Annotated in this window: 24 protein-coding genes; 21 read left to right on the forward strand and 3 right to left on the reverse strand. The window is 70.0% G+C overall.

All coding sequences use genetic code 11. The features are described from left to right. From ACZ7L7_RS05340 to rhuM, 17 genes are all read left to right on the forward strand, one after another. Nucleotides 1–630 (forward strand): hypothetical protein, encoded by a 630-nt coding sequence (locus ACZ7L7_RS05340; protein WP_472074919.1) that lies wholly within the window; start codon nt 1–3, stop codon nt 628–630. Then, the gene (locus ACZ7L7_RS05345) at nt 627–968 is read left to right on the forward strand and encodes a hypothetical protein (RefSeq protein ID WP_472074921.1); all 342 of its coding nucleotides are present in this window, start codon (nt 627–629) and stop codon (nt 966–968) included. Before ACZ7L7_RS05340 ends, ACZ7L7_RS05345 begins: the two co-directional genes overlap by 4 nt. Before the next feature lie 2 nt (nt 969–970). Beyond that, nucleotides 971–1,384 (forward strand): hypothetical protein, encoded by a 414-nt coding sequence (locus tag ACZ7L7_RS05350; RefSeq protein ID WP_472074923.1) that lies wholly within the window; start codon nt 971–973, stop codon nt 1,382–1,384. Then, on the forward strand, nt 1,384–1,638 hold the full coding sequence (locus ACZ7L7_RS05355) for a hypothetical protein (RefSeq protein ID WP_472074925.1): 255 nt from the start codon (nt 1,384–1,386) through the stop codon (nt 1,636–1,638). Before ACZ7L7_RS05350 ends, ACZ7L7_RS05355 begins: the two co-directional genes overlap by 1 nt. Continuing rightward, nucleotides 1,635–2,060 (forward strand): hypothetical protein, encoded by a 426-nt coding sequence (locus ACZ7L7_RS05360; protein ID WP_472074927.1) that lies wholly within the window; start codon nt 1,635–1,637, stop codon nt 2,058–2,060. The genes ACZ7L7_RS05355 and ACZ7L7_RS05360 overlap by 4 nt, the downstream gene beginning before the upstream one ends. A 71-nt stretch (nt 2,061–2,131) precedes the next feature. After that, complete coding sequence (locus ACZ7L7_RS05365) at nt 2,132–2,695, forward strand: phage tail tube protein (protein ID WP_472074929.1); 564 nt, start codon at nt 2,132–2,134, stop codon at nt 2,693–2,695. An 85-nt stretch (nt 2,696–2,780) separates the two neighbouring features. Then, nucleotides 2,781–3,125: a hypothetical protein gene (locus ACZ7L7_RS05370; protein WP_472074931.1), complete on the forward strand. Its 345-nt coding sequence runs from the start codon at nt 2,781–2,783 to the stop codon at nt 3,123–3,125. Between the two features lie 29 nt (nt 3,126–3,154). Further along, a complete protein-coding gene (locus ACZ7L7_RS05375) occupies nt 3,155–3,547 on the forward strand; it encodes a hypothetical protein (RefSeq protein WP_472074933.1) in 393 nt (130 codons plus the stop codon). Nucleotides 3,548–3,560: 13 nt separating this feature from the next. Next, nucleotides 3,561–8,387, forward strand: a complete 4,827-nt coding sequence (locus ACZ7L7_RS05380) for a hypothetical protein (protein WP_472074935.1) — start codon at nt 3,561–3,563, stop codon at nt 8,385–8,387. After that, on the forward strand, nt 8,388–9,365 hold the full coding sequence (locus tag ACZ7L7_RS05385) for a phage tail family protein (RefSeq protein ID WP_472074937.1): 978 nt from the start codon (nt 8,388–8,390) through the stop codon (nt 9,363–9,365). Nucleotides 9,366–9,368: 3 nt separating this feature from the next. After that, nucleotides 9,369–10,529: a siphovirus ReqiPepy6 Gp37-like family protein gene (locus ACZ7L7_RS05390; RefSeq protein WP_472074939.1), complete on the forward strand. Its 1,161-nt coding sequence runs from the start codon at nt 9,369–9,371 to the stop codon at nt 10,527–10,529. A 6-nt stretch (nt 10,530–10,535) separates the two neighbouring features. Beyond that, a complete protein-coding gene (locus ACZ7L7_RS05395) occupies nt 10,536–11,477 on the forward strand; it encodes a hypothetical protein (protein ID WP_472074941.1) in 942 nt (313 codons plus the stop codon). Beyond that, complete coding sequence (locus tag ACZ7L7_RS05400; protein WP_472074943.1) at nt 11,477–13,453, forward strand: hypothetical protein; 1,977 nt, start codon at nt 11,477–11,479, stop codon at nt 13,451–13,453. Before ACZ7L7_RS05395 ends, ACZ7L7_RS05400 begins: the two co-directional genes overlap by 1 nt. Nucleotides 13,454–13,520: 67 nt before the next feature. Further along, the gene (locus tag ACZ7L7_RS05405; RefSeq protein WP_472074945.1) at nt 13,521–14,447 is read left to right on the forward strand and encodes an N-acetylmuramoyl-L-alanine amidase; all 927 of its coding nucleotides are present in this window, start codon (nt 13,521–13,523) and stop codon (nt 14,445–14,447) included. Beyond that, on the forward strand, nt 14,447–14,815 hold the full coding sequence (locus tag ACZ7L7_RS05410) for a hypothetical protein (protein ID WP_472074947.1): 369 nt from the start codon (nt 14,447–14,449) through the stop codon (nt 14,813–14,815). The genes ACZ7L7_RS05405 and ACZ7L7_RS05410 overlap by 1 nt, the downstream gene beginning before the upstream one ends. Next, complete coding sequence (locus tag ACZ7L7_RS05415; protein WP_472074949.1) at nt 14,812–15,120, forward strand: hypothetical protein; 309 nt, start codon at nt 14,812–14,814, stop codon at nt 15,118–15,120. Before ACZ7L7_RS05410 ends, ACZ7L7_RS05415 begins: the two co-directional genes overlap by 4 nt. A gap of 443 nt (nt 15,121–15,563) precedes the next feature. Beyond that, the gene (rhuM, locus tag ACZ7L7_RS05420) at nt 15,564–16,337 is read left to right on the forward strand and encodes a RhuM family protein (protein ID WP_472074951.1); all 774 of its coding nucleotides are present in this window, start codon (nt 15,564–15,566) and stop codon (nt 16,335–16,337) included. Nucleotides 16,338–16,390: 53 nt separating this feature from the next. On the opposite strand, the gene ACZ7L7_RS05425 is transcribed toward rhuM, so the two are convergent. Both ACZ7L7_RS05425 and ACZ7L7_RS05430 read right to left on the reverse strand, forming a co-directional pair. Next, nucleotides 16,391–17,245: a helix-turn-helix domain-containing protein gene (locus ACZ7L7_RS05425; protein ID WP_472074952.1), complete on the reverse strand. Its 855-nt coding sequence runs from the start codon at nt 17,243–17,245 to the stop codon at nt 16,391–16,393. A gap of 10 nt (nt 17,246–17,255) precedes the next feature. Then, on the reverse strand, nt 17,256–18,008 hold the full coding sequence (locus ACZ7L7_RS05430) for a DUF6879 family protein (RefSeq protein ID WP_472074953.1): 753 nt from the start codon (nt 18,006–18,008) through the stop codon (nt 17,256–17,258). Nucleotides 18,009–18,184: 176 nt separating this feature from the next. On the opposite strand from ACZ7L7_RS05430, the gene ACZ7L7_RS05435 reads away from it, so the two are divergent. From ACZ7L7_RS05435 to ACZ7L7_RS05445, 3 genes are read left to right on the forward strand one after another with little or no spacing between them, the layout of a single operon-like run. Next, the gene (locus ACZ7L7_RS05435) at nt 18,185–18,403 is read left to right on the forward strand and encodes a hypothetical protein (RefSeq protein WP_472074954.1); all 219 of its coding nucleotides are present in this window, start codon (nt 18,185–18,187) and stop codon (nt 18,401–18,403) included. Next, on the forward strand, nt 18,400–18,879 hold the full coding sequence (locus tag ACZ7L7_RS05440; RefSeq protein ID WP_472074956.1) for a hypothetical protein: 480 nt from the start codon (nt 18,400–18,402) through the stop codon (nt 18,877–18,879). The genes ACZ7L7_RS05435 and ACZ7L7_RS05440 overlap by 4 nt, the downstream gene beginning before the upstream one ends. Next, nucleotides 18,876–19,091: a hypothetical protein gene (locus ACZ7L7_RS05445; RefSeq protein ID WP_472074958.1), complete on the forward strand. Its 216-nt coding sequence runs from the start codon at nt 18,876–18,878 to the stop codon at nt 19,089–19,091. The genes ACZ7L7_RS05440 and ACZ7L7_RS05445 overlap by 4 nt, the downstream gene beginning before the upstream one ends. A gap of 161 nt (nt 19,092–19,252) precedes the next feature. Here ACZ7L7_RS05445 and ACZ7L7_RS05450 read toward each other — a convergent pair whose 3' ends face one another. After that, a complete protein-coding gene (locus ACZ7L7_RS05450; protein ID WP_472074960.1) occupies nt 19,253–19,489 on the reverse strand; it encodes a helix-turn-helix domain-containing protein in 237 nt (78 codons plus the stop codon). Nucleotides 19,490–20,140: 651 nt separating this feature from the next. On the opposite strand from ACZ7L7_RS05450, the gene ACZ7L7_RS05455 reads away from it, so the two are divergent. Then, nucleotides 20,141–20,434 carry a hypothetical protein gene (locus ACZ7L7_RS05455; RefSeq protein WP_285510910.1) on the forward strand — a complete coding sequence of 98 codons (294 nt, stop codon included), beginning with the start codon at nt 20,141–20,143 and terminating at the stop codon, nt 20,432–20,434. The last annotated feature ends 1 nt before the right edge of the window (nt 20,435 follow it).

A 20,435-nucleotide genomic window follows, 5' to 3' on the forward strand; every position in this document is an offset into this window, starting at 1 on the left:
GTGGCACTCCCCTCCTTCGCCACCGCCGAGCAGCTGCAGGCATACCTGCCGGGTGTGACGGTGCCTGCCGAATCCGCCGAGCTGGCCCTGCGGATCGCCTCTGCCGCGATCCGCAGGGAGACCCGGCAGACGCTCTCCTTCGTCGCCGACGACACGGTCGTCCTTGAGGGAGGTGAGCGGGCTCTGGCGCTGCCGCAGCGGCCGGTGGTCGTGGACGACGACCACCCGCTGACCGTGGTGGAGATCCCCGACGGCACCGGCCTGGAGGTGCCCGCCGTCGAGAACCGGGACTTCATTCGGCAGGGCGCCGAACTGCGGCGCGGCGAGCCGCTGTACGACATGTCCCGGTTCGCGGGCTGGCCCGTCAACCGGCCGCTCGGGATCTGGGCCGACCGCGTCCGGGTCACCTACAGCCACGGCTTTGAGGAGATCCCGGACGACATCGTCGGGGTGTGCCTGGACCTGGCGGCCGCCACCTTGTCCAACCCCCGCCGCCTGCGGTCGGAGTCGGCCGGCGCCACCAGCGTGACCTACACGGTGGAGACGTTCGGCACCGGCAGCCTGACCAGCGATCACCGCCGGATCCTGCGCGGCTACAAACGGACCGCGCTGTCGGTGAGGCCATCGTGAGCGTCCTGTACGAGCAGTCCGCGGTCATCGTCCGCCCAGCCGTCACCGAGGACCGGTACGGCAACAGGAAGCCGGACTACGGTCCGGCCGCCGAGCGGATACCGATCGAGCAGATCAACGTGCAGCCGTCCGGCGGCAGCAGCGAGGACACTGACGACAAACAGCTCACCGTCACCGGCTGGCTGCTGATCTCCGCGCCCGGCACCCTGCCCGACCTGCGCGAGACCGACCGCATCGAGTTCGAGGGCATGGTCCTGGAGGTCACCGGCAAGGTCGGCCGCTGGCCCGTGCCCACCGCGATCCGCCACATCGAGGCCCAGCTCAAGGAGGTGGACTGACGATGCCACGAGCCCCCTTCCGGTACGTGCCGAACAGGCGGTTCTTCGACGAGGTGGCACGCAGCCAGGAGATGCACACGATCCTCCTGGACGTCGCGCAGCGCGGCGCGAACTTCGCCCGAGGCTTCGCCCCGTCCTACTCGGGCCCGACGTACAAGCCAGGCGTGACCAGGCACGGCGAGTACAAGGCGCAGATCTACTCGGGTGCGCACCTCAACCCCAACGGCTGGCGGGCCGAGTTCGGCGCTGCGGCGCCCTGGTCGCTGCAGGTGGAGTTCGGGACCGGCCGGCACGACGACCGGGCCCGTGACTCCCGAGGCCGGTACCGGTCAGCGCGCGCCCGCCCGCAGGGCGGCTACAGCCCGAAGTTCCGGCCGCTCGGCCGGTCGCTCGACGCCCTAAGGAGCACTGCCTGATGCACCGGATCAGACTCGCGTACTGGCACGACGGCCGGCAGCCCGGTGACGAGATCGAGGTCGACGCCGATCAGCTGCGCGCACTCACCCGTGACGGCCGAGTCGCCGAGGTCCTGCCCCAGACCGCTTCCGTGCAGGAGCCCGCCTCGGCCGCGGCCGCGCCCGAGGACCAGGAGGCCGCCGAGGAGCCTGCCGCCGCCGAGGAGCAGGCTGAGCAGCTGGAGCCGTCGGCGAAGACCCGACGCCGACGATGACCACACCGCTCGTCTTCCCCGACGCCGAGCTTGTCGCGGTGACCGTGCTGCGGGCCGCCCTCGCGTCCGGCACGCACGTCGGCACCGAGTGGCCCGACGAGCTGCTGGCCAAGCTCAGCGGCGGCGTGGTGTCGGTGACCCGGGGCGGCGGCGCCACCGTCCAGCGCAACGTCATCGAGGACGTCACCCTCGACATCGACGTCCTCGCCGCGGACAAGGCCGCGGCCCACGACCTGGCACAGCTCGCCCGCGCACACCTGACCGCAGCCCGCGGCACGACCGTCGACGGTGCGCAGATCTACGAGGCCGATGACGTCTCCCTGATCTGGCTGCCCTTCGCCCCGGACAGCGAGACCACGTCCATCCCCCGCTACGTGCTGGTGATGCAGCTGCGCCTGCGCGCGGCACCAGCCACCCCGTAACCCGCAGCCCCTTTCCCTCCGTACCCGTCGGCCGCCGGTCGCACGGGTCCTTCGCATGCCTGGAGGCATCCGTGTCGAACGACGCAGACAACGTGCGGGTCGCACTCAACGGCTCGATCTACCTGGCCCCCGTGGGGACCACCGGCCCGACCGACCTGGACACCGCGTGGGGTGCGGGCTGGGTCGACCTCGGGTACATGTCCGACGACGGCGTGAGCATGGAGTACTCCACGGACGTGGAGGACATCAACGCCTGGCAGTCCCTCTCCCCGGTCCGGCGCGTCCTCACCTCGGTGGACATGACGCTCGGCTTCACCGCGCTGGAGCTCAAGCCCGCGACGATCACGGCGTACTTCCCGGACTCCACGATCACCGAGGTGTCCGCCGGCGCCGTGTGGCGGCTCGACATCCCCGCCGCCCCGGGACCGGACGAGCGGGCTGTCGGCCTGGAGTGGATCGACGGCTCCATCAAGAACCGCCTGGTCGTCCCCCGCGCCGAGATCACCGACCGTGGCGCCATCAGCCTGGGCCGCTCGAACCCTGTCGGCCTGGAGATGACCGTCTCCGCCTACGCCAGTTCGGCGCCGGAGATCGCGTTCTGGCTGTCCAACGACCCGGCCTGGGATGCGGCCTGACCCCTCGTGACTCCCCGGCAGGCGTGCATTGCGGGTCGCGCCTGCCGGGGACCCCAACCCGCTGACACCCGCGAAGGAGAACCAGGTGAGCACCACCCCGAGCAAGAAGAAGAACCCCGGAACCGAGCGCGTCAGCCTCGACGCAGCCGTGAAGCAGAAGCGCGACGCGCTGCCCGAGCCCACCCCGTACGAGCTGTTCGGGGTGGAGTTCACGCTGCCGCCGATGCGCGCGCTGCCGTGGGAGATCCAGGAGAAGGTCGGCGACCTCAACGACACCATCGGCGTCCTGGCGGAGGTCCTCGGCAAGGACAAGGTCCGCGAGTTGTACGGAGTCGGCATCCAGCTCGGCGACCTCGAAGTCCTGGCCCTCGACTGGCAGAAGCGGTCCGGTCTGGAGTCGGGGGAATCGGCGGCCTCCTCCAGTTCCTGAGGGAGCACGGGGAGGCAGTCGAGTGGGACATGGCCCGGTACTGGCCGGGCCGGTCCCTGCTGGAGCTGTACCGCGGCGAGATGTCCTGGCGCGAACTGCGCGTGTTCCTCAAGTACCTGCCGTGGGACTCCGCCACCGCCCGCTCGGTACGCGGGTCCACGCCGGAGGAGGACTACTGGACCCCGGACCGGCAGCTCGCGGCGACGCTCATCGACTCGCTGCGTGAGCAGACCTACGCGCTGATCAAGCTGCACGGCGACCCGAAGAAGACCCGCCGGATCAGGCCGCCCGAGCCGATTCAGCGGCCGGGCGTCGAGAAACGCAAGTCCACCAAGACGATCCGCTTCGGCGGCCGTCACGGCAGCGGTGCTGCCGAACTGGCGAAGGTCTTCGGAGCCGGAGGCCGCGCCACAACCCCCTGATCGGAGGTGGGTCGTGGCTGCTGGAGGCGTGCTCGTCGGACGCGGATACGTATCCATCCGCCCCGAGTTCGAAGGGGACTGGAGCCGACGCGTCAACGCCCAGACCCAGCGGGCAGGCGAGCAGGCCGGCGGCAACTTCGGTAAGGCATTCGGCCGGGCCGCCGGGGTCGGCCTGAAGGGCCTCGGTGCGCTGGCAGGGGTCGCCATCGGGGCGAACCTCAACGCGGCGGCCGCCGGGGCCGCGCTCCTCGCCCCCGCCCTCACCACGGCCGGGACCGCGGCCGGGGCCCTCAAGCTCGGCCTGTCCGGGGTCGGCGACGCGTTCAAGGCCGCGTTCGCCGACAGCACCGCCTCGGCCCAGTCCGCCGCCTCGGCAACCCGCGCGGTCGAGAACGCTGAGCGCAGCCTCGCCAACGCCCAGCGGGCGCTGGCCGATGCCCGCGTGGAAGCCGCGAAGCGCGTGCAGGACGCACTGCGCGCGGTCGAGGACGCGGAGCGCAACCTCACCCGCACCGTCGAGGACGCCGCCGAACGGCAGGCCGACGCCAAGCGGCGCGTCGAGGACGCAGTCCGGGACCTGGCCGAAGCGCAAGACGACGCGCGCGAGGCCCAGGAGTCACTGAACGAGGCGCGGCAGGAAGCCGCGCGGGATCTGGAGGACCTCAACAGCAAGCTCGCCAACTCCCGCCTGGAGGAGCGCGAGGCCATCCTCAAGATGGAGGAGGCCGAGCGGAAGCTCAAGGCCGCGCAGGCGAAGCCGGGCAACCGGCCCGAGGACATCGCCGAGCTGCAGCTCGCCTACGACCAGGCTGCACAGGCTGTCGAAGACCAGCGGCTGGAGACGAAGCGTCTCAGCGAGGACGCAGCCAAAGCGAACGCCGCAGGCGTCGACGGCAGCAAGAAGGTCCAGGACGCGCAGGAGCGGATCGCCGACGCCCAGCGCGACGTCGCCGACAAGACCCGAGATCTCGCCCGGGCGCGCGAGGAACAGCGCCGGGCCGAGGTCGATGCGGCGCGGGACATCGCCGACGCCCAGCGTGCTCTGGCCGACGCGCAGGAGGGCGTCGCCGAGGCCCGCGCCGACGGGGCCAAGCAGATCGCCGATGCCGAAGAGGCGGTCGCGGACGCGGCCGCCGCGGTGGCCGACGCGCAGGCAGCGGCAGCCGGGCAGGCCAGCCAGTTCGACCAGGCCATGGCCAAGCTCGCGCCGAACGCGCGGGCCTTCGTCACCGCGGTGCAGGGGCTGGCACCCGCGTGGCGGGACATGAAACTCGCCGTCCAGAACGAGCTCTTCAAGGGCCTGGACGACACGGTCACCACGCTGGGCACCGCGACCATCCCGGTCCTCAAGCGGCAGCTGACCGAGACCGCCGGCGTGTGGAACGCCATGGCCAAGAACGCGGCCGGGGCGGTCACGGAGATGGCCCGGTCCGGGCTGCTCGACCAGATCCTGGCCGGAGCCACCGAGAACCTGCGCGCGTTCGAGAAGGTTCCCGGCCAGCTGGTCACCGCGCTCGGGCAGCTCAGCGTGGCGGCGCAGCCCGCGTTCAATGCGCTGTCGCAGCAGATGGCTGGCGCGGTCACCAGCTTCACGGACGGCATCGCCAAGGGCTTCGACTCCGGCACTCTGCAGCAGTCGATCACCTCGGCGTTCGGGATCCTCTCCAGCTTCGGGACGCTGCTGGCGAACGTGCTCGGCACGGTCAACCAGATCTTCAAGGCTGCGTCCGATGCCGGCGGGGAGATCCTCGGCTCTCTCGGCGCGGTCTTCGGCGAGCTCCGCAAGGTGCTGGCAACAGACGAGATGCAGGCGCAGATGCGCAGCCTGTTCGCGTCGGTGGCGCAGATCGTCTCCGCGATCGTCCCGGTGTTCGGGGCGGTCGTGCAGGCCGTCGTGCCCCTTCTCGCCGAGATCGCCCAGCCGTTCGCGGAGATCGCCACCGTCCTGGGGCCGGTGCTGCAGGAGCTGGCCACCAGCCTCGGCGCGGTCCTGCTGCCGATCGCGCAGGCCCTGGGCCCTGCGCTGGTCATGGTCGGTACGACCATCGTGCAGATCGTGCAGGCGGTCATGCCGCTGCTGGCGCCGATCGCCGCGCTGATCAGCGGCGTCATCACCGCGCTGACTCCGGCGCTCGCGCCGGTCCTCGCGATCGCCACGCAGCTGGTGAATCTGCTGGTGGGGCCGCTGACGCAGATCGTCACCGCGCTGACGCCGGCGCTGGTCATGATCGGCGACATCATCGCCGCGGCGTTCCGGGCGCTGGAGCCTGTGCTGGCTCCGCTGGTCGATCTGATCGGGCAGGCCGCCGAGCTCCTGGCCGGGGTCCTCACGCTGGCCATCGGCCAGCTCATGACCGTGCTGACCCCGCTCATCGAGGTCGGCGTCCAGCTCGTCGAGACCGTGTTCGCCGCGCTGGAGCCGCTGCTGCCGGTGATCGGCGATGCGCTAGAGGCGCTGGGTGGCGCGCTGCTGACGATGCTGCCGGCGTTCGAGGGCATCGCGATGGCGGCGGTCACTCTCGTCGAGGGGCTGGCGCCGCTGATCCCGGTCGGCGTGGAGCTGGTCACCGCGGTGCTGGACGCGCTGGTGCCGGTGCTGCCCACCGTGGCGGACGCGTTCGTGGCGATCACAGAGGCGGTGCTGGCGGTCGTGCAGCCGATCGCCGAGATGGCCGCCGGTCTCGCCGGGCAGCTCGCGCCGATCATCGCTGATCTCGCCCCCATCCTGGGGGACGTCGCCAGCCTGCTCGCCGACACCCTCGCCCAGGTCCTGCCGCCCCTCACCGAAGCATTCCTCAGCCTCGCGTCCTCGTTCGGGCCGCTGCTGCCGGTCGTCGGCGAGCTCCTGGGGATGGTGCTGGAGATGGGGGCCGGGATCCTGGTCCAGCTCCTGCCGTCGCTGCTGCAGCTCGTGCAGGCCGGCGTCGACCTGGCCCTGGCGCTGCTGCCGATCGTGCCGCCGCTCGCGCAGCTCGTCGGCCTGGTCGTGACCCTCGCCGTGAACATCCTGTCCTGGCTGCTGCCGCCGCTGCTGCAGTTCGCCGGGTTCCTGGCGGGTGCCGTCGCGTCCGCGCTGATCACGGTGATCGGCTGGGTGTCCGGGCTGGTGTCGGGGATCGCCGGGCTGATCTCGTGGGTCACCACGAAGCTCGGCCCCGCCTTCACATGGCTGCGGGACAAGGTCGTCCTGCCTGTATGGAAGGCGATCAGCCAGGCAGTCGGGGCCGCCTGGTCGTGGATCAAGAAGAACGTCCTCACGCCGATCCGCACGTTCTTCACCCAGACCATCCCGAGCTGGGCAGGCACGCTGAAGGCAAAGACGCTCGGCGCGTGGGGGGCAGTACGGGACGGGGTCAGCGGTGTCTGGTCCTCGATCAAGAAGAACACCCTCACCCCGGTGAAGACGTTCTTCACCCAGACCGTTCCCGGCTGGGCCGTCACGCTCAAGGACAAGGTGGTCGGCGCGTTCGACGACGCGCGCGCCGGGATCAAGAAGGCGTGGGACAAGCTGGAGGGGATCGCGAAGAAACCGATCTCCTTCGTGATCAACACGGTCTACAACCGCGGTATCGTCGGTGTCTGGAACAAGATCGCGAAGGCGTTCGGTGCGCCCAAGCTGGAGGAGTTCCACCCCAAGGGATTCGCCCGCGGTGGCGTGTACGACGTACTGCCGGGCTACACCCCGGGCCGCGACCCCCACAAGTTCTACTCCCCGTCCGGCCTGGCCCTGGAAATGAGCGGCGGAGAGTCCATCTTCCGCCCCGAGTTCACGCGAGCGGTCGGCACACGGTTCGTCTCCACGATGAACCACATCGCCAAGTCCGGCGGCGCGGCCCGCGTCCGCGAGGCCCTGGCCCCAGTCCTCGGCGGCAACCCTCGCACCTCCGTGGACCGGTCCCTGCGCTACGCCGGCGGCGGCACCGTCCAGGCGTTCGCGGACGGCGGCATCTTCGGCTGGATCAAGGACGCCGGGTCCGCGATCGTCGGCGCCGGATCCGAGGTGTGGAACACCGTCAAGAAGGGCGCGTCGTGGCTGACGGACACGCTGGAGGCATCCGCGCGTGCGGGCGTGAAGGCCGTGGTCGACCCGCTGTTGAAGAACTTCCCCGGGGCGGACACCGACCTGGGGAAGATGTTCCGCCGGATCCCCGACCGGATCCTCGACGCACTGTTCGGCTACTCGAAGGAGGCCGACAAGCGGGGCGCGGGCGGGATCGGCGGGCCGCGTATCCAGGCCGGGCTGAAGTGGGCCAAGACGCAGGACGGCAAGCCGTACCAATGGGGCGGCAACGGCAACCCGTCCTGGGACTGCAGCGGCCTGGTCTCCGCGGTCGAGTCGGTGATCCGAGGTCAGAAGCCTCACCGCCGCTGGGCAACCGGCGCGTTCCACGGGAAGACGGCCCCGCCCGGCTGGGTCCTGCACGGCGACAGCGCCTACCGCATCGGCATCACCAACAAGGGCGTTGGCCACACTGCGGGCACCATCGCGGGCGTCAACATCGAGAGCCGCGGCGGTGACGGCGTCGTCATCGGCAAGGGTGCCCGCGGCTACCGGGACAAACTGTTCACCGACTGGTACGGCTTCCAGCCCGGCAAGTACGACCGGGGCGGATGGATGCCACCCGGCTGGGCCTACAACGGCCTCCGCGAGCCAGAGGCCGTGTTCACCCCGCAGCAGTACCGCGCCCTCGAAGGCGCGGCCGCCGTCGGCGTGGCCGCCGCGCAGGGCGCGACCACCCAGTACGTCATCAACGCCCGCACGGCGGACTTCACCGTCGCGGACCTGGAACGCGTGCAGCGCGTCCAGGACGCGCGAGCCCGGGTAGGGAGGCCACGGTAGATGCCGCTCATTACTGCGCCGGTCGTCACCCCGCCCGAGACGGGGGAGCCACCCGGCGGCACACCGGTCCCCCTGCCGGAGATCGGCTACGCCACCGCGCAGTACACCGACCCCTCGGGGAAGGTGTGGCCGCTCACCGACTGGGAGGCCGGCTGGTTCACCCTCGCCGAAGGGGTCTCCGGCCTCGGCGCTGTGTCGTACGACCTGACCAGCGACGCCCAGCCGCGCGGAGGCGCCCGGCTGCGCCACGCCCAGGCGCAGCCGCGGACGATCGTGTGGCCGCTGTTCGTGCACGGGGCGACGCATGTCGAACTCGTCGAGCGGTGGCGGGCGTTGGCCACCGCGTTCACGCGGACGCTGCGGCCGGGCGAGGGGCCGGGCGTGCTGGAGATCGCCCGCCCAGACGGCACCCGAAGGCAGATACAGGTCTACTACCAGGACGGGTTCGAGGGGCAGGCGAAACAGGGGTGGGGGCGGGACGCCGACAGCGCGGTGATCTCACTGTGGTGTGAGGACCCGTACTGGACGGACCCCGTACCGCAGTCCGTCCACCGCGAAGCGGGCACCCTCGACTCGTTCTTCGAGCCGTACCCGACGGTGTCCTCGTCGCAGGTTCTCGGCGCCACCACCCTGACCAACCCGGGCGACACGATGGTGTGGCCGACCTGGGTGGTGACCGGCCCCGCCTCGCTGATCACGTTCACGCACGAGGGCACGGGCGAGGCCTTCGTCCTGGACCCGGACGCGTCCGCGATCGGGCACGGGAATCTCCTCACCGGGGAGCAGGTGACGATCCGCACCGACCCCCCGAGCGTGCGCTTCGAGAACGGCGACAACTGGATCGGCGGGATCAACTGGCCGGGCGCATCCCTGTGGGGCCTGCGCCCGGGGGCCAACGAGGTTACGTTCCAGCTCGACGGCAGCGGCCCCGGCTCGGCCGTCGACCTGGCCTTCAACCCGCGCTACGAGACGGCGTGAGCGATGGCCATCACTCTGCTCATCACCGATCAGGACCTGGCCGTGCAGGGCGACCCACTCACCGGCTGGTCCAGCCTCGACGTCACCCTCAAGTTCAACGAACCGGCGTCCGGGTCCGTGACGCTGCCCGCGCACCCGGAGGTCATGCAGCAACTGCAGCCGGGCGCCCGCCTGGTCGTCATCCGCGACGGCAGCATCTGGTGCGCGGGCCCGATGGAACAGCCCACCGACTACACCTGGTCCGTCGACAACGAGCGCGGCGTCGGCCAGGTCACCATCAGCTTCAGCGATGACCTGGCCACGATCGCCGGGCACATCACCTGGCCCGAGCCCAGCCTGACCTGGGCAGGCCAGCACGGCGACACCTGGAGAGAGTTCGACACCGTCAACGCAGAGACCATCATCCGCACCCTCGTCGACGAGAACGCCGGGCCCGGCGCGATCACGGCCCGACGCATCCCGCACCTCGTCCTCGACACCGCCGCCGGCGTCGGCACCACAACGTCACTGCGCACCCGCTTCGAGCCCCTCCTCGACCCGTGCCGCCTCGCCGCCACCGCCGGAGGCGGCATCGGCTTCCGCACCTGGCAGGACGGCACCCAGATCAAGTTCGGCTGTTACGCCCCCGCCGACAAGACGGCCACGGCCCGTTTCTCCCAGGGGCTGGGCAACCTGCGCGCCCTCGCCTTCACCAGGTCGGCGCCGACCGCGACGCACTCCCTGGTCGCCGGAACCGAAACCGAAGGCTCCTCGATCCGTACGTTCGTTGAAGTCGCCGACGCTGCGGCGGCCGCCGAGTGGTGGCGGGTCGAGCACTACGTGGACGGCGGCGCCGAGAACGATGACACCGGCGAGCTCACCGCGGCCGGGACCGCCGACCTCGCCGAGGGCGCCGCACCCGTCAGCCTCGCCACCGTCACCGTCGACACCGAGGACCTGCAGGCGGGCCGCGACTACCAGCTCGGCGACCGCGTCGCCGTCGCCCTCCCCCACGGGCTGCAGGTCACCGACATCGTCCGCGCCATCACCCTGCACGCCACCCCCGGCGAGGGAGAACAGGTCACCTCGGTCGTCGGCTCGCAGGACGCCACGACAGACCCCCGCACCGTGCGGCTCATCCGCACCCTCAGCCGTCGGCTCGGCCGACTCGAAACACGGAGGTGAGCGCCCGTGGCACAGAACTCGTGGCCGTCCCCCGACCACAACTCGCGGGCCGTCACAGACCTGGAGTACGAGAAGATCGCCGCACGCTTCTCGGACAACGGCGTCCACGGTGTACCGAGCGATGATCCGGTGGTGAGTGCCGGCACCGGGCTGTCGGTCGACATCCGCGCCGACGTCTACGCCTCGGTCCGCGGCCACGCCTGGACCTCCGGCACCACACCAGTCAACCTGGCCATCTCCGCCAACTCCTCCGGCTCCACTCGCATCGACCGTGTCGTGCTCAGGCTGGACCGGTCGACGTGGACGGTCCGCGCGGTCGTGAAGACCGGCACCCCCGGGGCGGGCGTACCGTCGCTGTCCCAGTCGGCCGGGGACACCGGCACCTACGAGATCCCCCTCGCCGAGGTCACCGTCCTCAACGGGGCAGCCTCCGTGACCGTGACCCGCAAGGAGCTATACGTCGGCAGCCGCATCCGGCCGTGCACCTCATCGACCCGGAACCCGGTCCCGAGCCCGGGCGAGATGTGCTTCGAGACGGACACCGGCCGCGTGCGCCTGTGGAACGGCTCCGCGTGGACGGCTGCCTTCGACGACCCCGGCCAGGTGACCATCAACGCCAGCAACTCGGCGTGGGCCAACGAAGCCGACAGCGTGCTGCAGCGGCGCAACGGCGTCGTGCACCTGCGCCTCGCTGCGTTCAGGCGGACAGCGGGCACGCTCGCCGCAGACACCGAGTCCCGCCTGCCAGCCCTCATCCCCGCCGCGTACCGGCACCCGAACCGGGACCAGTACTGCATGGCCTACATCACCGGTGCGGACATCGGCCGGATCATCATCTACTCGGCAGCCTCCGAGCGGGCCGGACAGATCTGGCTGACGAACAAACCGCAGATCATCACAGGGCAGCACGTGCTGCCCTCGTCCGGGCTCAGCTGGGTGGTGGAGTAATGGCACGCTACGAGTTCGGATCCGGTATCGCCGACTACGTCGTCGAACCCAACGACGGCCTATGGGGCGTGGCCGAAGGCGCCACCGTTACCTTCTGGTCCGCACAGGACGGGGGCACCCAGTACACCGACCTGCTCGACGCGACGAGCACCCCCATCACGGAGATCGTCGCCGACGAGTACGGGCACCTGCCCTCTTTCCAGGGGCCCGACGGCGTGACGGGAATGTGGGCAGACGCCGGCGGCAGCAGCCGCGCCTGGGTCGAGGCCCGCAACGCGGGCGGCGGCGGGGGCGGTACCGCCTACACCTCGGTCACCCGCATCGTCGCCTCGGCCACCGCACCCGCGGACGTACGGGCCGCCGCCCAGTACGTGTGCGACGGCGTCGCCGACCACGTGCAGATCCAGCAGGCCCTCGACGACGCCCGCGACAACGGGGGCGGCGTCGTCCAGCTGACCGTCGGCGATTACAACCTGACCGAGCAGCTCAGCATCGAGGGCACCGACGACGTCGACGTCGAGATCGGTATCAGCCTGCTCGGACAGGGCGCCCGCGCCACCATGCTCAACACCACCACGGGCATGGCCTCGGCGATCCACCTGACCAAGGTCGTCCGCGTCCACCTGGAGGACTTCGGCATCACCATCGACGGCGCCACCGACGGCATCACCTCGGCGACAACCAACGGCGCCAGCAGTGGGCACCGCAGCTTCTGGAACTCCACTTTCCGGAACCTGCAGATCAACGGCCCGTGGGACGGCGGCCACTCCGGGTGGGCCATCAACATGGGCTCGCCGTTCCGGTCGGTGTTCGAGAACATCGAGATCGGCGGCGTCGGCAACGGGATCCGCTTCTACAGCGAACACTCCGATTTCAACCCCGGCGACTGCACCGTCGAACGCGTCCTCGCCGACCTGGTCGGTGACAACGGCATCGCCTACCAGGTCGAGTCGACCACCGCCTCGGGCGTCATGAACCAGATCGAGTTCGAGATGTGCGAGGCCATCGCCTCGGGCACCGGCTGCACCGGCATCCACATCACCGGCGTCGGCGGCTGGGGCACCAGCCACTGCCACTTCCGGGGTGTGAACCTGGAGGAGTTCGACACGCTCCTGGACGTGGAGTACGGATCGGCGAACAGCTTCCGCTTCAACCACATCAACCTGCGCGACGGCGCCGCAGGTCTCACCGCTTTCAGCTTCGGCGCCAACTCCTTCAACAACACCGTGCTGAGCACGGGGCTGCTGTACGTGACCGCCGCCGGCCAGCTGTACGCCGACGGCAACACCATGGACGCCAACATCCCCAACCGGATCCTGGACACCCGCGTCTACACCGCTGCCTCAGTCACCGTGTCCGCGACGGACAACCCTGCCGGGACCACCGTGGTCCAGGGGCTCACCACCGCCGGCACTGGCACCGTGTCGGTGGCGGACACCAGCACCGAGCCCGAGTTCACCCCGGCGGACCACGGCCTCATCACGTGGACGCAGAACCCGGCGACTGTGGCGAGTGGCTTCTCGCTGAACGCTGGGGCGGTTTACCTGTCGAAGGTCAAGATCACCGGGCGGCCCCGGACCGTCAGCAACATCCTGTACGGGATCACCACAGCCGGTACCTCGCTCACGGCCGGGCAGAACGTCGTGGGCCTGTACGACGCGAGCGGCACACTGCTGGCCACCAGCGGCGACCAGACCACCGCCTTCGGATCCACAGGCACCAAGACGGCCGCGCTCACTGCACCGGTCGACCTCGACGTCGGCTCGTACTACGTCGCGTTTCTCGCCAACGGGGCAGGCACACAGCCGTCCGTCGCCGGCGGGGGCGGGGTGTCGTCCACGATCAACGCTGGACTGTCGACCGGCAGCGCCCGCTTCCTGGGCCCGATCGGCAGCGGACAGACCGCCCTGCCTGCGTCCATCACCCTGAGCAGCGGACCGACGAACATCGCCGGACGCTGGGCCGCCCTGTCCTGACCTCTCGCACATCCACGTTCGCCCTGTGCCACACCGGCCCGGGGCATTCGCATGTTGGGAGCACCGCATGGCCACTCCGCCCCCGGCCCGAACCTTCCTGCAGGCCCTGCGCGACGAGGGCGTCACCGTCGTCGAGGTCGGCAACTGGGCCACACACAACCGCAACTCGCGGGGCCCGTGGGGTCCCGTGCACGGCGTGATGATCCACCACACCGTGACCTCGGGCACGGCCCGCACCGTGGCCATCTGCCGTGACGGCTACGCCTCACTGCCGGGCCCGCTGTGCCACGGCGTCGTCGCCAAGGACGGGCGCGTGCACCTGGTCGGCTACGGCCGCGCCAACCACGCAGGCCTCGGTGACCCCGACGTGCTCGCTGCGGTCATCGCCGAACGTCGCCCGCCGCTGGACGACGAGGCCACCGTCGACGGCAACAAGTCGTTCTACGGTTTCGAGTGCGAGAACCTCGGCAACGGCGAGGACCCATGGCCCGAGGCGCAGTTGCTCGCGATCGAGCGCGTTGTCGCAGCGCTGTGCCGGCACCACGGCTGGAATGCACGCTCCGCGCTCCGGCACCTGGACTGGCAGCCCGGCAAGGTCGACCCCCGCGGCCCCGGCATGGACTGGGACACGATGCTGGCCCGAGTCACGAAGCGGCTCGGCACGAAGCCGCCAGCGACGCCGCTGCCCGCCCCGGCCGCGCCGGTCGTCGACCTGTCCAAGCTCGTGGCCGCCGCCCGCACCGACCCGAAGCGCGCAGGCACACCGGTCACCTACGCCGGGGTCCGCGCGGTCGAGGCCGCGCTGGTCGACCTCGGCCTGCTGGCCAAGCCCTACAGCGACGGGCACTTCGGTACGGCGACCGTCGAGGCGTACGCCAAGTGGCAGCGCTCCAAGGCCGGCGGCGGATACCGCGGCGCTGCAGCCGATGGCATCCCCGGCCGCGACAGCCTGACCCGACTCGGCCGCAAGGCCGGATTCAAGGTGGTGGACTGATGAACAACCTCTTCGTCTCCTTCATGCGCACTGCGGTCCCGTGGGGCGTGGCCCTGGTCCTCGCCGCCACGGGCTGGCTCGGGATCCCCGTGGACAGCAAGGCCGCGGCCGCCGCCGTCACGGTCGGCCTGGGCGCCCTCTACTACGCCGCGTTCCGCGGCCTTGAGGCGCTCGCCGAAAGGTTCGCGTGGCGGCCCCTGCAGTTGGCCGCCGGACTACTGCTGGGATGGGCCAGGCCCCCGCAGTACCAGCAGCCGTCGACAGTGCCGCTGCAGGTGCGGCTCAACGTCAACGCGGACCGCTTCACTGCGGACGAGCTCGTGTCGCAACTGCGCGGCATCGTGGAGCGGGGCGGGAGCGTGCGATGACCACGCCCGACCCGGGCGTGTTCATCAGCAGCGCCCAGATGTACCAGGAGTTGAGATCGCTGAGCGATGGCCTGACCCGGGTGGAGACGAAGCTTGACAGCATCGGGCAGGGCTTGACCGACCTGGGTAAGGACGTCGCCGATCACGAGTCGCGGCTGCGTGCCCTGGAGGCTATGCCGAAGGGCAGCGACATCGAGCCCCGCGTCACTGCCCTGGAGAAGGCGAGGTGGCCTCTGCCGTCGCTGGCTGCTCTGACAAGCCTCGGTGCTCTCGCAGTCGCGCTCTACCAGGCCATCAGCCGCTGACGGACCAGCCCCTCTCGCCTTCGAGCGGGAGGGGCGCATTTGCGTCTCGGCGCGCGCCCCTCACGTGCCCCTCGCGCCCTGAGAGAGGTCCGTCACAGAACAGAACGCCGTAGACAACCCCGGATGGCACACCGTGCCACCGAAACCCAGCGGAATCCCCCCAGAACCCAGGAGTTCGCCTCGGAATCCAAGGTGCCACTTCAGGGCGCCGACACCCAGTGCCGACAGCTACAGGCCCCATCTTGTCGACACCGTGTCGTAACCTGAATGACGCAGTGTCGCCTTCGATTCGAAGGCGACAAAAAAGTCACCCTCCGCAGGGGTAGCAGCCCTGCGGAGGGCCAAAACCAGGAGGTAAGAGCTCCGTGGTGCAAACGCAAGGTAACGCAAGCCTGCCCACTGAATCCAGTGGGGGGTCTAGTCCTTTTGACAAAATCCGCCATGTGGACACCTACGGGCGCGAGTACTGGCTCGGGCGTGAGATGCAGCCGCTCATGGGCTACGCACGCTGGGTCAGCTACGCCGCCGTGATCGAGAAGGCGAAGACCTCGCTCCAGCTCGTCCAAGGTTCCGAAGCAGCCAACGCAGCGTTCTCGCAGGTCACCAAGCTTCGCCATGCGGGGAACCTGGGGCCCCAGGAGCGTCTCGACTACCGGCTCACCCGCTTCGGCGCCTACCTGACGGCGATGGCCGGCGATGCCACGAAGGAAGCGGTGGCCCAGGCGCGGGTGTACTTCGCCGTCCGTACCCGCGAGGCCGAGCTGGGCGCCATCACTCTGGGGGAGCGGAGGCAGACCGCCCTCGCCCGGGCCCGCGAGATGATCGACTACCGGCTCTTCCGGGACATGATGGCCGAGAACGCTCCCGACTACGAGCCCGGCAGTAGAGCCACCCGCGTCTTCTTCGCGGCCATGCAAAACAAGCTGTACCGGCACATCGTCGGCATGACCGCCGAGGAGATCAAGGTGGCCCGGGATATCTGCACCTGGCCCGGCATCGAGGAAGGCAAGCCGGAGCCCAGTCCCAAGAGTCGGCACAGGAAGGTGGCCAAGAACTACCTCACGGCGAAGGAGCTCGCAAAGCTCGACCGCCTCGTCAGCCGGCTCTGTCTGCGCGCTGAGGACATCGCTGAGGACGACCTCCACCTGTCCCTGCTGGAGTGGCAGAACCTGGTTGAGGTCGAGTTGATGATGGCGAATCGACAACTCGCCGCGTGATTCAGTCGCCGCTCGGCCCCCTCTCGCCCTCTGGGGTGGGAGGGGGCTGTTCGTCATGCCCGGGGATGCACGGTCCGCTGGGCTCTGGTGATGAGGGCTTGGGCGTCGGGGCCGTAGACCGCGGACTCCCGCAGCGTTCCCCACACCCGCATGTAGGTGGCCACGCTGTCTGTGTCGTCCAGCCATATCTCCGCGTGCCAGTCCTCCGCGATGACGAGCCGGTCGTCCAGGACCCAGAAGCCGTTGGCTGCGGGGATCTTCAGGGACGCGCCGAGCGGGATGATCCCGAGGTCGACCGTGTCCATGCCGATCATCCCTGCGAGCCGGTCCAGTTGGGCGGCGAGGACTGCGGGCGCGCAGATCAGCGCGTAGAGGGCCGCTTCCCAGACGAGGACATGGAACCTGTGGCCTGCCTGGTGGAGCCACTGCTGGCGCAGGACGCGGGTCCGCACGGCCTCCTCGGTGTCCCGCACGGACCCGTACAGGTCGGCGTACCGCTGGAAGATGGCGCGCGCGTAGTCGGCTGTCTGCAGCATGCCGGGGATCACCGACTCCTCCCAGGCGTGGATCGTCTGGGAGCGGTCGACCTCCAGGTTCCACACGTCTTGGACGGGGCGGTGGCCTGCGGCGAGCTGGCGGCGCCACGATCGGATGTGGGACTCGAAGCCGCGCAGCCGGGCTACCAGTTCGTCTGCGGTGTCGGGGTGGCCGACCGCGTCGGCCCATGCCTGCAGGTCCTCGGGGACCGCGGTCTGCCGGCCGCCCTCCAGTTTGTAGACCTTGGAGTGCGGCCAGCCGAGCCGCTGTGCGAGTTGCGTTCCGGTGAGTCGGCCACCGGCGGCCGACAGGCGCAGCTCGCGCAGCCGTTGGCCGAGGGCTTCGCGGGCCTGCTGGTAGTCCGTGCTCACCGGCGGTGCTCTACTCCTTCGCGCCGAGCTGTGCCGCGAACTCGCCGTAGGGGATGGAGACATGGACGGCGGCGTCTCGGACCTGGCAGTACCGCAGTACCTCGGCGGGTTCGGTGATGATCTCGACGTCGTGGAACACGTCCTGGTCGTCGAAGCGGAGGACGGCTACGAGCCGCGAGTCGAAGATCCAGAAGTCTTCGGCAGGAAGGTACGCGAGGTCGGCGTCCTCCCGCCAGATGTTGCGGACGTCCTCGCCCGTGGCCGCATTGCAGCGGGCGTAGCTCAGGAGGAATCGCTGGCCGTCGGTGGGCGGGTTGTCGACGACGCGCACGCGCCCGACGTACTTCCCGGCCTCTGTCTGCCGGCGGATGTTCGAGCACCAGTCGCTGTCGAGGTCGCACGGGGCCTGGCCGGTGGCGAGGAAGTCGTCGAAGCCGGGGTCCTCGCGGTCGGAGGCGTAGCCGCGGCGGGTTTCCAGGTGCCATGCCGAGTGCTTGAAGGTGTGGAAGAGCTGGCCGAACTCGTCGAGGCTGATGAGCTTGGGCACGCGGTGCAGTTCCTTCGGGCCGTGGTTGACGAGGAGTTCGCGGGGGACGGCCACCACCGCGTCGTCCGGGCCCAGGTGCTGCAGCTGGGAGATGTCGTCGGGGTCCGTGACCGGGCGCCCTTGCACGAGGATCTCTCCGCTCTCGAGGTCCTCGTGGATTGCGGGGCAGCTGCCGTTCTTGCTGTCGGTGCCGTTGAACCGTAACCGTCGCGCCATGGTGGTCTCCTTGGTGCCGGGCAATGTGGCGCTCCCAGGATCACCAGGCGCGATGTCCTCGCACCACGGTGTTCCGGCGCCTTCGTGAGACCAGACGAGAACATTCGGCTAGCCCCCGAGAACATTCGAGAACATCACGTGGTGGCTGTCAACGCCGTCTCCCTACGGTCCTGTTCATGGCCGATCACCTTGAGCCAGTCGAACCTGGCGCCGACCCGTTCGCCGCGGTGGAGTCGCTTCGCGCGGCACTCGACCGTGCCGGAATCGTGCTGCCCTCGCTGAGGGTCGACCCCGCCGCGACGGCCACGCTCCCGCTCGTGGATCTCGGGCGGGTACGCGCGGACGTAGCCTCGCGTCTGGCGCATGCTCTCCGACAGGGGGCGCACGCAGCATGAGCATGACGTCGTCAGCGGCGTGGGACGCCGCCTTCGCCGAACTCTGCCGGGCCGGGGACGCGTGGCTTGCCGGCTGCTCCGCGCATCCGGCCTTCGTCCGCGCGGCCTGGGCCGTCGACGGTCTCGCCCCCGTGGTCACCGAGCGATGGCTCATCGCCGAGTCCACCGTGGTCCACAGCCTGCCTGCGCTGAGCCTCATCCCCGAGGAGAAGCGCGGGCCGCTCCTCATTGACCCGTACGACAACCAGGCATGGTGGCTGGTGCCCCGCGACTCAGCCCCCCAGCTGGCGCCGGTCGAGCACCTGACCGTCCTGTTCGTTGAGACACCGTTGCTCTGCCCTACAACGGGCGGGCAGGCCGACGGCCGGTGGTGGATGTGGCGGCCGGACGGATCAGGCACGCTCACCGACCCGGCCGCGCTCTGTGCCGCGTTCGGGCGTGGCCGTGGCGGGCGTCGAGCGGGGGTGTCTGGGTGACGCCCGCGGCGAGCGCCACGGCGCGGACCACTGCGGACCGCCGCAGGGAGGCGGAGACGTCGGCGGGGCGGGCGGCCGGGTACTGCTGGATGGAAATCCCCGAGGGCGGTCGGCACTGCACCCGGCGCCCGCACCCCGACCGGAACCACGTCGACCACTACCGCGGCCGGCAGTCCGTGACGGACACGCGCGGGACGGAGTGGGTGGACTGACTAGACCCCTGCTGCCGGGGCCCGCCGTAGACCGGCAGCAGGCTGCTGGCCGTCCCTGCCCCCGCAAGGGGCGGCCAGCCCTCGGGTGCCTCCGGCCGGGTTTTGTGGAGCCGGGCTGGAGGAGAGCGGCCGTCCGACGGCGAGCAGGACAGGGCGGCCGCTCAGCGCACGAGATCGGAGAGGGGGACGCCGATGGCGTCGGCGATACGGATCAGGGTGTCGAGGAGCGGTGACGAGTGGCCCTGCTCGATGCGGCTGTAGGTGGCCACATCGATGCCGGACCGTCCGCACACCTCGACCTGGCTGAGGTTGTGGTGCTCGCGTACACGGCGGATCTGTTCCCCGACTTGGCGGCGGCGGGCGAGGACCCGTTCGTCGGGCGGGGTCGGACGTGACACCCGTCCACGCTCTCGACGTCATGATCAGAGGGGATTAGGGTCAACCCTAATTTGTTTGATCTTGGTTGCCTCGGGCATGGGGGGAGCGCACCACGCCTCCCGCTCGATGGGAACAGGTGTTTGAATATGCCGGACAGATCCGAACGTTCAGCCGATGCAGTACGGGGCGTCCGCCTTGTTTCGCAGCTATCCACTGACAGCTGTCCGGCTGGAGATGAACCATGGGTCTCAGGTCCTTGAGACCCTGGTCGCTCCGGTGAGACGACCCTTCGCCGGGCTCGCTTCCCAGGCTGCCGGCGAAGGGTCTCGCGGCGCCTCCGCATGCGCGGGGGCGCCGCACTCTATTCATACGCGGTAAGGGCCATCTGCACTCACCCCTCGTGATGCTGGGGCGGCCCGTCGATGCCTGTTCCCGTGGGAACGCAGGCCGCCATTCGGGGGCATTGAGCGTCATTCAGCGTCATCGGACTGGGGTGTATTGTCCGATTCTCCGGCATCCTTGCAGGTCAAGTAGGTAAAAAATCTGGTTCGAGTCCCGTCACTCACCCTGAAGTATTCAGCCGGTGACCTTGATCAGAAGGTCACCGGCTGAATGCGTTCCCGGGGCGTATCGTCGGCCGTATGAGCCGGTGAGGACCTGGGAGGCTCGGCATGAGGTCGCGAGGCGTCCATCGGTGGCGGCTGCTGACGTGGCTGGTCATCGCGTTCAATCTCGCGATGCTGCTGTGGCTCGTGGTCGCCCTGGACGCGGCCGAGGACGAGGGCGAGTCCTGCGTCGGCGACCTGTGCACCGGCGCCGACCCCAGCACCTCCATCGGCACCTGGCTGGTCGTCATCGTGTGGCTGACCGGCCTCTCCCTCCTCGCGGTCGCCTGGTTCATCACCCACCACACGGAACGCCCGGGCCGCCGGCCGCGCAGGGGCTGGCACCGGTCGTCCGACTGAG

This window comes from Streptomyces sp. NPDC110618, from assembly GCF_055657065.1.

What these genes read in the sequence shown, in the direction of transcription:
- ACZ7L7_RS05350 (WP_472074923.1), top strand. Translation starts at nt 971, where the DNA reads ATGCCACGAGCCCCCTTCCGGTACGTGCCGAACAGGCGGTTCTTCGAC.
- ACZ7L7_RS05355 (WP_472074925.1), top strand. Translation starts at nt 1,384, where the DNA reads ATGCACCGGATCAGACTCGCGTACTGGCACGACGGCCGGCAGCCCGGT.
- ACZ7L7_RS05360 (WP_472074927.1), top strand. Translation starts at nt 1,635, where the DNA reads ATGACCACACCGCTCGTCTTCCCCGACGCCGAGCTTGTCGCGGTGACC.
- ACZ7L7_RS05375 (WP_472074933.1), top strand. Translation starts at nt 3,155, where the DNA reads ATGGCCCGGTACTGGCCGGGCCGGTCCCTGCTGGAGCTGTACCGCGGC.
- ACZ7L7_RS05385 (WP_472074937.1), top strand. Translation starts at nt 8,388, where the DNA reads ATGCCGCTCATTACTGCGCCGGTCGTCACCCCGCCCGAGACGGGGGAG.
- ACZ7L7_RS05390 (WP_472074939.1), top strand. Translation starts at nt 9,369, where the DNA reads ATGGCCATCACTCTGCTCATCACCGATCAGGACCTGGCCGTGCAGGGC.
- ACZ7L7_RS05400 (WP_472074943.1), top strand. Translation starts at nt 11,477, where the DNA reads ATGGCACGCTACGAGTTCGGATCCGGTATCGCCGACTACGTCGTCGAA.
- ACZ7L7_RS05405 (WP_472074945.1), top strand. Translation starts at nt 13,521, where the DNA reads ATGGCCACTCCGCCCCCGGCCCGAACCTTCCTGCAGGCCCTGCGCGAC.
- ACZ7L7_RS05410 (WP_472074947.1), top strand. Translation starts at nt 14,447, where the DNA reads ATGAACAACCTCTTCGTCTCCTTCATGCGCACTGCGGTCCCGTGGGGC.
- ACZ7L7_RS05415 (WP_472074949.1), top strand. Translation starts at nt 14,812, where the DNA reads ATGACCACGCCCGACCCGGGCGTGTTCATCAGCAGCGCCCAGATGTAC.
- ACZ7L7_RS05430 (WP_472074953.1), bottom strand. Translation starts at nt 18,008, where the DNA reads ATGGCGCGACGGTTACGGTTCAACGGCACCGACAGCAAGAACGGCAGC.
- ACZ7L7_RS05435 (WP_472074954.1), top strand. Translation starts at nt 18,185, where the DNA reads ATGGCCGATCACCTTGAGCCAGTCGAACCTGGCGCCGACCCGTTCGCC.
- ACZ7L7_RS05440 (WP_472074956.1), top strand. Translation starts at nt 18,400, where the DNA reads ATGAGCATGACGTCGTCAGCGGCGTGGGACGCCGCCTTCGCCGAACTC.
- ACZ7L7_RS05455 (WP_285510910.1), top strand. Translation starts at nt 20,141, where the DNA reads ATGAGGTCGCGAGGCGTCCATCGGTGGCGGCTGCTGACGTGGCTGGTC.